The sequence below is a fragment of the Neobacillus fumarioli NBRC 102428 genome, assembly GCF_001591485.1.
GTDB lineage: Bacteria > Bacillota > Bacilli > Bacillales > Cytobacillaceae > Neobacillus > Neobacillus fumarioli.
On the sequence record NZ_BCUZ01000100.1, the window covers coordinates 1 to 10,060 of the forward strand.

Here is a 10,060-nt window from a genome sequence, read left to right on the forward strand (position 1 = left end):
ACGCTTACGTTTAAGAAAGGTGAATTATTTCAATGATAATGTTAAAATGAGGATAATTTAGGGGGTGTCTCATTATGAGTATAAATCAACCTCATCCTAAGAAAGTATCATATGCTGAATATCTAACATGGCCTGATCAGCCACGTTATGAAATTATTAATGGTATTCCCTATATGCATGCTGCACCGTCGCGACAACATCAACGTATTGTAACCCGATTTACGGGTGAGCTATATACATTTTTTAAAGGGAAATCATGTGAAGTATACACTACTCCGTTTGATGTTAGATTATCTGCTGCAGCAGATGAAGAAGAATATCTGGTAGTCCAGCCAGATATTAGCGTCGTATGCGATAATAGGAAATTAGATGATAAAGGATGCAAAGGTGCTCCGGATCTAATCGTAGAAGTTCTTTCTCCTTCCACTTGGCAGAGAGATCGTATTGAGAAACTGAATCAATATCAAAAACATGGTGTAAGAGAGTATTTATTAATTTATCCAAATGAGAAAGTTGTGGAACAATATATCCTCGGTGAAAACAGTCTGTACGGAACACCTTATATTTATAACGAAGAGAATATATTCCACTCTCATCTTTTCCCGGAATTTGAAATCACACTAAGTACCATTCTTTCCTAATCTATAAGCCCAAAATCAAAAAATAAAAAGCACTTCAACCTGAAGTGCTTTCTTTATTAGTAGTTACTTAATTCACTCTCGGGAGTTTGAATGATCACTGGGTTTTTGTCAGGATCCAGCCAGCGAAGAATGGAAAGGACATTGCTTTCGGCCGTTCCTGTACAGCCAAGTGTGTAACTATTGGAAACATGGAAAAAGATCGCGGAACCTGCTCCCGGAATTCTTTCTGTATTGTAGTTAATCACAAATCCGTAATTATAAGCGGGAATATCCATTTTTTCCGCGCTGCTCCAGCGGCCATGGTTTTCTGATGCCTTTTGCCACGTATTATAAAGTGCGGACTTAGGATCATCTACCCATACATCATCAGATGTGATTTGGCGATAGGGGAGCTTTGTGCCAGGGTTTTGATACCTGCCAAACGCTGTTCCGATCGTATATTTTCCACGCGGCGACATTTCGGCATCTTCACTCATAACCTTGGCAAAGCCGTATTTACCAATATATCCGCTAACATCGAGTTTTTGATACCACTTGTTATCCACTTTTTCAAATGTACGAATTTCTGCTTTATTTGTATTATAACCTGTTGTTGTTACTAGAATGAGCTGATTATTTTTCGAGATGGTGGTAAACTGGTCCGCAATTGTATTGGGAATCCAAACACCGTTTCGGTCAAGATAATACCATCTGTTAAGATACACCCAGCCGGTTTTCATGGAACCATCGCTAGTCAGGTAGTACCATTTCCCACCTGTATAAAGCCAACCGGTTTTCATCGAGCCATCGCTAGTCAGGTAGTACCACTTCCCACCTGCATTTAGCCAACCGGTTTTCATCGAGCCGTTACTAGTCAGGTAGTACCACTTCCCGCCTGTATAAAGCCAACCGGTCTGCATCGAGCCATTTCCATTCAGGTAGTACCAAGCACCGCGGTCATACAGCCACCCAGTCCTCATAGATCCATTACTATTTAGGTAGTACCAAGTGTTGCCATCCTTTACCCATCCTGTTTGCATCGCACCTGTCGAATCGAGGTAATACCATCTCCCATGATCATAAAGCCAGCCAGTGTATTTGCCTCTTTTTGTATAAAAATACCAAGTGCCATTTGAAAGCACCCAACCATATCGAGGAGTTTCATTCTGGTCTGAAGTTGAGATCTTATCAAAGTTCTTTGTTTCATTGAATGCATAGACAGGAACATTCATAAATAACAGTATGACTATTCCTACCAAAACGACAGCTATTTTCTTGTAATCTTTCATTTGTCCTCCCTTTCTTGCTGGTAGTCTATTTATCAGACTATATATTACTTTATTTCCATCAAAAAAGACAATCCATCATCTTGACTATTACGGAAAACCTGGGTGTAAAAAACATTGCTATTTCTTCTTTCGAAGATCAAATAACTGGTGATTAATGGAAACGATATGCAGGTATACATCTTTATACACTTGATAATATTCCTGATAGAGCCGGACGTTTTCTGGTTTTGGCTCATACACTTGATCCGCTTTTATAAACTCCTCTGCACATTCTTTGAGGGAAGTGAACCAGCCCAAGCCAACAGCGGCAACCATTGCAGCTCCCATGCAAGGACCTTGTTCGTTTTGCAATTTAACGATTTTAGCATTAAAGATATCTGCCTGGATTTGCAGCCAAAGATCACTTTTGGCACCGCCTCCGATAGAAATAACCGTCTCAATGCTTTTGCCATAATTCCGAAAAAGTTCCACACTCTCATGAATAGAAAAGACAATTCCTTCTATGACAGCACGAGTAAAGTCTCCCCTTTTATGCGAACTATCCATTCCTGTGAACGTTCCTCTTATTTTGGCATCGGCATATGGTGTCCGTTCACCTGCCGAAAACGGGGTAAAAAGAAGACCGTTTGCCCCAATAGTGGACGATTCAGCTTCTTCTACAAGATCCGAAAAAGTCTGATTCGGTGAAAAGGTATCCTTAAACCAGGTTAAACTATACCCTGCTGCCAGTGTAACCCCCATTGTATAGTAGGAATCCTTTTGACCATGGTTGAAAAGATGAACTTTTCCTCCGTAATTCTTGTTTTTATCATTTTCATAAGTGAGGAAAACGCCAGATGTTCCGATACTGCAAAGTGCTTTACCTTCTGATAAAATCCCGGCCCCAATTGCACCGCAGGCATTGTCTGCCCCGCCGGCAAACCCTTTAACTGCTGGCGGCAGTCCCGTAAGTTCGGCGATCTCTGGTAAAATCGTCCCGATGAAAGCTTCTGTCTCTACTAAAGGCGGACAGATCGAAACAGAAATATCAAAGTTGTGGAGTATTTCGGCACTCCACGATTTGCTGATGACATCTAATAGAAGGGTTCCTGCTGCGTCAGAGTAATCCATATGGATTTTCCCGGTTAAGCGGTAACGGAGATAATCCTTTGGCAGTAGGAACACGCTGGTCTTTTGCAGATTTTCTGGTTCATTTTCTTTTACCCAAAGAAATTTCGGTAAAGTAAAGCCCTCTAGAGCAGGATTTTTCGTAATATCTAGTAATTTGCCGCCCAATTGATGGTCAATTTTCTTACATTGCGAAGTGGTTCTCGTATCATTCCTCAAAATCGCATTCCGGATGACCTGATGTTCGTTATCTAGCAAGACAAGCCCGTGCATTTGTCCGGAAAAACTAAGTCCCTCAATATTATCCGGATTTACCCCTGATTCGTTCACCAATTGTTTTAACGCTTGAATGGTTTGTTCAATCCAATCTTCAGGGTTTTGCTCACTATATCCAGGCTGCGGCTGAATAAGCGGATAATCCTTTGAAACAGAATAATGAACCGTCCCCTTTTGATCAACAAGCAGTACTTTCACAGAACTTGTCCCAAGATCTTCGCCAACAACATATTTCAACTAGATTCCCCCACTTTAAATAGGTTTTTGTGCAATATTACGAAAAACAAACGCTATCCTTCATATGTAAAGCTTAGGATAGCGTTTATATTAATTTAAGCTGTTCTTTTCCAAATTGCTTCTATTTCCTCCAATGTCTTTCCTTTTGTTTCCAGTACAAGCTTCCAAACAAAAATGGCGGATAGAACACTCATCAAACCGTAAAAACCATAGGTTAATGTGCTGCTATACTCCATCATCACGGGATACGTAGAAGAAATGAGGTAGTTTGCAGCCCATTGCGCTGCCACGGCAATCGCGACTGCCCGTCCGCGAAGTTTATTCGGGAAAATCTCGGAAATCAACACCCAGCAAATTGGTCCCCATGACATCATAAACGAAGCAGTATAGATAATAATGAAGATTAGCGTCCCTATTCCAATAGCGTCTGAGTAAGCCATGCCAGCCACACCAAACATTCCGATGGCCATCCCAATGGAACCAATGATTAATAACGGCTTGCGTCCCCACTTATCCACCGAGAGAATGGCAACAACCGTAAAAATAACATTGACTAAGCCCATAACTGTTATCTGTAACATCGAGACGTCTTTTCCTGCTCCCATACTTTCAAAAATCCTCGGCGCATAATACAGAGCCACATTGATGCCGACAAACTGCTGGAATACCGAAAGCAAAATCCCAATCACGATGACCAATTTTCCGTAAGTAAATAGTTTCTCGGAGGATGTATCCACCGTTTGTTTGATCTCCTCCAGAATCGTTTTTGCCGCTTGAGAACCGTTAATTTTGGAAACAATGTCCAGCGCCTTATCATCTTGATTTGTCAAGGATAAGTACCGGGGTGTTCTGGAACTATTATTAACAGGATCCCAAACAAAAGAGCCGGCACACCGTACGAAGCAAACATGTATCTCCAGCCAATATCATTAACCCACTCCTGATTTTCTCCATAGGAGATAGAAAAATTTACAAAGTAGGCAACCAGCATCCCAAGGATAATCATAAACTGGTTAAAGGATACGAGCCGGCCGCGAATGTTTGCTGGCGTCACTTCCCCGATATACATAGGACAAACAGCTGAAGCCAATCCGACGCCAATCCCGCCCACAATCCGATAAATATTAAAGACAATTAACAGGCCAATCGTTGGTTCCCCTTTTTTGAAAAATATAAACTCGGGGTAGGCGGCCCCCAATGACGATATTAAGAAAAGAATCGCCGCAATAATCAAAGAATTCTTCCGGCCAAGCTTTGAGGCAAACAGACCGGAAATACAGCCGCCGATAATACATCCAATTAAAGCACTTGAAATCGTGGCTCCATGGATAAAAGCCCCTAAGTGCAAGCTGTCAATTAAATAAACTTTTAATGACTCCTCCGCCCCTGAGATGACAGCGGTATCATAACCAAACAGCAAGCCACCAATGGTAGCAACCAGTGTAATACCAAAAAGAAAAAGAGAATTTCGTTTTTGCTCCATCTTTCTATTCAAAGACAGAAACCGTTTCCATAGATTCCTGTCTTTATCCTCCTTTTATTATGGATAGAAATGTTTTTATAAAATACTTGAATACTTTTAAGGATCACTGGATTAAAAACACCCTTAAGCCTCTTCGAATAAGCTATGGTGCAGAAGCACATAACGAGGGCCTAGGCGCTCCTCCTAAAAGCTACCGCTTTTAGGCGTGTGATGCTGATGCTGTCGAAGCATTTCTTGTGGAGCTGGACAATTCTCGAAGTCAACATTTATACTTTCAATACTTTTAAACAAGGACCTGCTGTTTAAACTTCTAAAAGGTATTGATTTAATAAAGCTTTCAAGCGTTCCGTTTTACCTGAGAAGTTTTTAATCGTGTTATTGTTAAGGGCATACGCTTCAAGGGTATGGAAGTCCGCACGTCCTTCAACAATTTCAAGCCCGATTCCTTTTGTATAACTGCTGTAGCGCTCAGCGATAACATCCTCAAAAACACGGTCCTCGATTAACTTGTTGGCAACCTTTAACCCTCTTGCAAAGGCATCCATTCCGGCCACATGGGCATACACTATATCATCCAGTTCAAATGAGGTTCTTCTCACTTTGGCATCGAAATTTTAATCCGCCGCGTCCGAGGCCGCCGTTTTGCAGAAATATAAATATACGATGATAACAAATCTCAACTTAGTTTATCGAAAAGACAAACGGAGTGAATATATGTGGTGATTACAGAGCAAATGTTGGTAAAAAAAATCAATCAAAAAATATTGTTAAAGGAGATTGTTGCCAATTCCCCTATCTCCAGGGCCAAGCTTTCCGAAATAACCGGGCTAAATAAATCGACCGTTTCATCTCAGATCAACTCATTAATTGAGAAAAACCTTATTTTTGAAATTGGCCAAGGCCAATCAAGCGGCGGCAGAAAACCTGTTATGCTTGTTTTTAATAAAAATGCAGGCTATTCGATCGGGATCGATATCGGTGTTAATTATACGAACGGGTTATTAACAGATTTAAAGGGAAATATCGTCCTCGATGATTACCGGCTTTTGGAGAACCCTTCTCCCGAAATCGTCAAAGACCTCTTATTTTCCATGATTAAACATTTTATTGAACAAATGCCGGAGTCACCATACGGTTTAATCGGCATTTGTTTAGGGGTACCCGGACTTGTCAATCGCGAGCAGCAAATCATCTTTACCCCAAACTTTGACTGGGATTATGATATGAATTAAAAGGCACAAATTGAGCAGGAATTTCAGGTGCCTGTTTTTGTGGAAAATGAAGCGAATGCCGGCGCCCATGGAGAGAAGGAATTTGGAGTTGCGAAAAATTATGAAAATCTTATTTATGTAAGTGTCAGTACCGGGATTGGGATTGGCATTATCATGAAAAATGAGTTATATCGGGGCGTCAAAGGCCTCGCAGGAGAAATGGGCCATATAACGATTGATTTAAATGGCCTAAAGTGCAGCTGTGGAAATCGGGGGTGTTGGGAATTATATGCCTCTGAAAAGGCCTTGCTCAAATCCTTGCCCCATCATCTGCAAAAAAGCTCCTTACAGTAACTCACTGAACACGCCAATCAAAATAATCCTGAAATTTTGATGGCCTTAGAAAATTTTGGATACTATTTAGGGATTGGCCTGACCAGTATTCTAAATACATTTAACCCGGAAGCCGTCATTATTGGGAACGATGTCATAGAAGCACTGCCAATGGTATTAAATTCCGTCAGAAATTCTATTTCGTTGAGAATCCATCATCAGTTCGCCAACAGTTACGATCTGTTGCTGTCTTCGTTGGGGAAAAACGCAACCACATTAGGAGCCTCCTCCCTTGTAATCGAACACTTCCTGGAAGCGGTTTGTGCTTAAATAAAACTCGCCGACTGGCAAGCCTGTTAAGAGAAGCCAGAGGCCTAAATGATCCTTTCTTCCTAATTAATAAATGCTAAAAGTCATTTGGTTGGGGCCATTTACAAAACCTCTTCTATTCAATATAGTGGAAGGGTGTCCTATTGTTTGAAATTTCATTAAAAGAGGTTGGAAGAATGCTGCAAAAGTTCGGATTTTCCCAATATGAAAGCCAAGTATACGAAGCGCTTGTCTCAAGCAACGAGCCGCTTGATGCTGCCATGATCGTCAAATATTCCGGAGTTCCAAAAGCAAAAGTATACGAAGTCCTTTCCCGCATGATTGAAAAAGGGATGGTTCTCGATTCCGTATCAGAGAAGAAAAAGCTCTACACTGCCCTGCCATTACATCTCGTGATCGACAAATTAACAAAAGAATTTCAAGCAAATATTGATCAATTGAAACAACATTCTTCTAAAAAAATTGTGATGGATGACCGGGTTTGGAGTTTAAAGGTAGATTCCTCCATTCAACTGCAAGGCAAACAACTTTTACAGGAAGCACATCATTCGATTATCATTTCGCTATGGAAAGAAGAACTCCCCGATTATCTGCCATTATTGCTGGACAAAGAGCAAGCAGGGGTAAAAGTGGAAGCACTCGTGGTCGGTGAAATAGAGGAAGAAATCGCATTATCTGCCTTGCATACACTATCACCAAATAAAGAACATCGGGTCTTGGAAAAGAACCGCCTTATCATTATTGATGAGGAAACGATTTTATTTGCCGGTGTGGAAAATAATTCTTGGCAAGCCATGATCACTAAATCAAAGCCATTTGTTAAATTTTTTATTGAATTCTTCTATCACGATGTAGCACTTGCACACATCACCAAAAAGTATGAAGACCAGTTAATGCAGGACGAGGACATCAAACAGCTATTAATGCGGCTGCGTTACTAGAAAAGCAAGAAGCGGCTTGGTCAGCCTGCCTGCTTCTCCGAATAATCCTCCTTGTAGGCATGCGACGAGCTATAAGCTATGGCGCAGGAGCACATAACAAGGGGCTGGGCGTTCCGCCTAAAAGCTATCGCTTTTAGGCGTGCGATGCTGGTGCTGTCGAAGCATTTCTTGTGGAGCTGGACAATTTTCGAAGTCAACTTTCTTATCTTTATACAAAGGTCCAATTCTTTTATTTATTCTCAGAAATATATTTTTTCACTACATGATAGACATAATCCTGACATGATACTGCTGTATTTGGATTGTATTGACCGCCATTTGTTAAATTATTGGATATGATTCGAATGTCCAAGAACGGGATGTGGTATTCATCGGCGATTTGCGCTTGGGCAAATCCTTCCATTTCTTCTGCTGATGTGCCGAATTTATCATGGAACCATTGAATGCGATCCATTTCATTATTCCACACATCGGAAGATCCAATCGTACCTTCTGTCACTTTCCCCTTCTTATATTGATCCTTCACAGCGTCAGCAGCCGCAAGTAAATCTTTATCACCCTTGTAGTATCGGATCTTTGCAGAATCTGGATTGATTTCGCTCCCATCAGCTGCCATTAAGTCCATTGGTCTCCATTGGGTTGGGTGGATACCTTCATTTTTCCCTTTTATTTCTGTTATAAATGAACCCATATTGACTGTCTTTTTGCCTAGAACAATATCAAACACCCGTAAATTTGGATCATGTCCGCCTGCTGTACCTTCATTGATGATGGCTTTAGGATGATAATGTTCAATAGCTACCGCCGTACAAGCTGCAGCATTTTCCATTCCTTTACCTGTTTTAGCAAGGATAACAGGATATTGATCAATTGTTCCTCGGTAAAAAACAAAATCTCCTGACTCTTCTACTTTCACATGTTTGAGTTTCTTTAAAAAACTTTCTACCTCGATCTGCATGGCCCCTTGAATGAGAAGAGGTTTCTCCTCTTTTGCTTGAGCCGTTTTTATAGATGGTGATGAAAAATTGCATCCGGCTAATAGGGTTAATGACATCGCCGTTATGGAGACAAAAGCACCAAATTTCTTTAATTCTCTTTTGCCAAATTTCAGCTGCGCAAGACCTTTTTTGCGAGTATTCATGCTGTGTATCCTCCTGCTGTTTGATGGGCCGATATGTTTAAGCCAGATAAAAACCATCAGAATAATCGACCTTATTTTGATCTGTTTCCGATTACAACTAAGTAAGTCAAAAACAACAAGCAGCCCGATGATGGCAATGATCTATTTCATCGTTGTTCTTCCCCCAAATGATGTGGCCATTTTTATATTTAAAGGTTTACCATCTGTCAGATATTTATTAGGTCCATTTACAGAATCTCTTCTATTCAGAAGAAATTCTTATATTACTAGAAAAAGGCAGGAATTACTCCCTGTCTCTTATTATGGCTTCCAGCGCCATAACGACCATATCATTAAAAGTAGTCTGCCGTTCCTCAGCCGTTGTATCCTCTCCAGTGAAAATATGGTCACTGACGGTCAGAATAGACAATGCCCGCACACCGTATTTCGCTGCCAATGTATACAATGCCGCGGTTTCCATCTCTACTGCCAGCACACCATAATCGCCCAATTTTTGGACAAGATCCATACTGTCACGGTAAAAGACATCCGCCGACAAGACGTTTCCTGCCTTGATATGAATCCCCTGCTGAGTGCCAATAGCATAGGCATTGGTCAACAACTCAAAATCAGCACAAGGAGCGTAATCAACCCCTGGAAAGGTCAAACGGTTTATGTTGGAATCAGTGGAAGCCGTCATCGCAAGAACAACATCCCGTACATGAAGATCCTTTTGGATCGCTCCACATGACCCTACGCGAATTAAATTTTTCACTCCATATTCCCGAATCAACTCATTCACATAAATAGAGATAGATGGAATCCCCATGCCCGTTCCTTGCACAGAAACTTTTTTTCCTTTATAGGTTCCAGTAAACCCTAGCATTCCGCGCACTTCATTATAGCAGGTAACATCCTCTAAAAAGTTTTGCGCAATATATTTGGCACGCAAAGGATCTCCCGGCAACAGAATATTTTCCGCAATTTCTCCTTGTTTCGCATTGATATGAACACTCATTTATGATGACTGCCTCCCTGTTTAAATTTTAGAAATCTCTTTATTCACCATATTTGCCCTAGTAATAGAAAAAATGGCACAAAGTAAAGAAAGAA

At 41.0% G+C, this 10,060-nt stretch carries 6 protein-coding genes and 3 pseudogenes; 3 read left to right on the forward strand and 6 right to left on the reverse strand.

Annotation, left to right across the window (positions count from 1 at the left end):
- The first annotated feature begins 74 nt into the window (after positions 1-74).
- A complete protein-coding gene (locus BFU02S_RS12425; protein ID WP_066371106.1) occupies positions 75-641 on the forward strand; it encodes a Uma2 family endonuclease in 567 nt (188 codons plus the stop codon).
- A 56-nt stretch (positions 642-697) separates the two neighbouring features.
- Here BFU02S_RS12425 and BFU02S_RS12430 read toward each other — a convergent pair whose 3' ends face one another.
- From BFU02S_RS12430 to BFU02S_RS12445, 4 genes and pseudogenes are all read right to left on the reverse strand, one after another.
- A complete protein-coding gene (locus tag BFU02S_RS12430; RefSeq protein ID WP_066371110.1) occupies positions 698-1,909 on the reverse strand; it encodes a cell wall-binding protein in 1,212 nt (403 codons plus the stop codon).
- A gap of 117 nt (positions 1,910-2,026) precedes the next feature.
- Positions 2,027-3,529 (reverse strand): xylulokinase, encoded by a 1,503-nt coding sequence (gene xylB / locus BFU02S_RS12435; protein ID WP_066371111.1) that lies wholly within the window; start codon positions 3,527-3,529, stop codon positions 2,027-2,029.
- A gap of 95 nt (positions 3,530-3,624) precedes the next feature.
- Positions 3,625-5,012 (reverse strand): annotated as a pseudogene (gene xylE, locus BFU02S_RS12440) (D-xylose transporter XylE).
- 302 nt (positions 5,013-5,314) lie between these two features.
- Positions 5,315-5,672: pseudogene (locus BFU02S_RS12445) on the reverse strand (xylose isomerase); the annotation flags it as partial.
- 56 nt (positions 5,673-5,728) lie between these two features.
- Here BFU02S_RS12445 and BFU02S_RS12450 point away from each other — a divergent pair.
- Positions 5,729-6,886 (forward strand): annotated as a pseudogene (locus BFU02S_RS12450) (ROK family protein).
- Positions 6,887-7,062: 176 nt separating this feature from the next.
- Positions 7,063-7,827, forward strand: coding sequence for a TrmB family transcriptional regulator (locus BFU02S_RS12455; RefSeq protein WP_066371118.1), 765 nt, complete (start codon positions 7,063-7,065; stop codon positions 7,825-7,827).
- Positions 7,828-8,056: 229 nt separating this feature from the next.
- On the opposite strand, the gene BFU02S_RS12460 is transcribed toward BFU02S_RS12455, so the two are convergent.
- Together BFU02S_RS12460 and deoD are read right to left on the reverse strand one after the other, a co-directional pair.
- Positions 8,057-8,968: a 5'-methylthioadenosine/S-adenosylhomocysteine nucleosidase gene (locus tag BFU02S_RS12460; protein ID WP_066371113.1), complete on the reverse strand. Its 912-nt coding sequence runs from the start codon at positions 8,966-8,968 to the stop codon at positions 8,057-8,059.
- A 283-nt stretch (positions 8,969-9,251) separates the two neighbouring features.
- A complete protein-coding gene (gene deoD, locus BFU02S_RS12465) occupies positions 9,252-9,965 on the reverse strand; it encodes a purine-nucleoside phosphorylase (protein WP_066371115.1) in 714 nt (237 codons plus the stop codon).
- Between the last annotated feature and the right edge of the window lie 95 nt (positions 9,966-10,060).

What these genes read in the sequence shown, in the direction of transcription:
- BFU02S_RS12455 (WP_066371118.1), top strand. Translation starts at nt 7,063, where the DNA reads ATGCTGCAAAAGTTCGGATTTTCCCAATATGAAAGCCAAGTATACGAA.
- BFU02S_RS12460 (WP_066371113.1), bottom strand. Translation starts at nt 8,968, where the DNA reads ATGAATACTCGCAAAAAAGGTCTTGCGCAGCTGAAATTTGGCAAAAGA.
- BFU02S_RS12430 (WP_066371110.1), bottom strand. Translation starts at nt 1,909, where the DNA reads ATGAAAGATTACAAGAAAATAGCTGTCGTTTTGGTAGGAATAGTCATA.
- BFU02S_RS12425 (WP_066371106.1), top strand. Translation starts at nt 75, where the DNA reads ATGAGTATAAATCAACCTCATCCTAAGAAAGTATCATATGCTGAATAT.
- deoD (WP_066371115.1), bottom strand. Translation starts at nt 9,965, where the DNA reads ATGAGTGTTCATATCAATGCGAAACAAGGAGAAATTGCGGAAAATATT.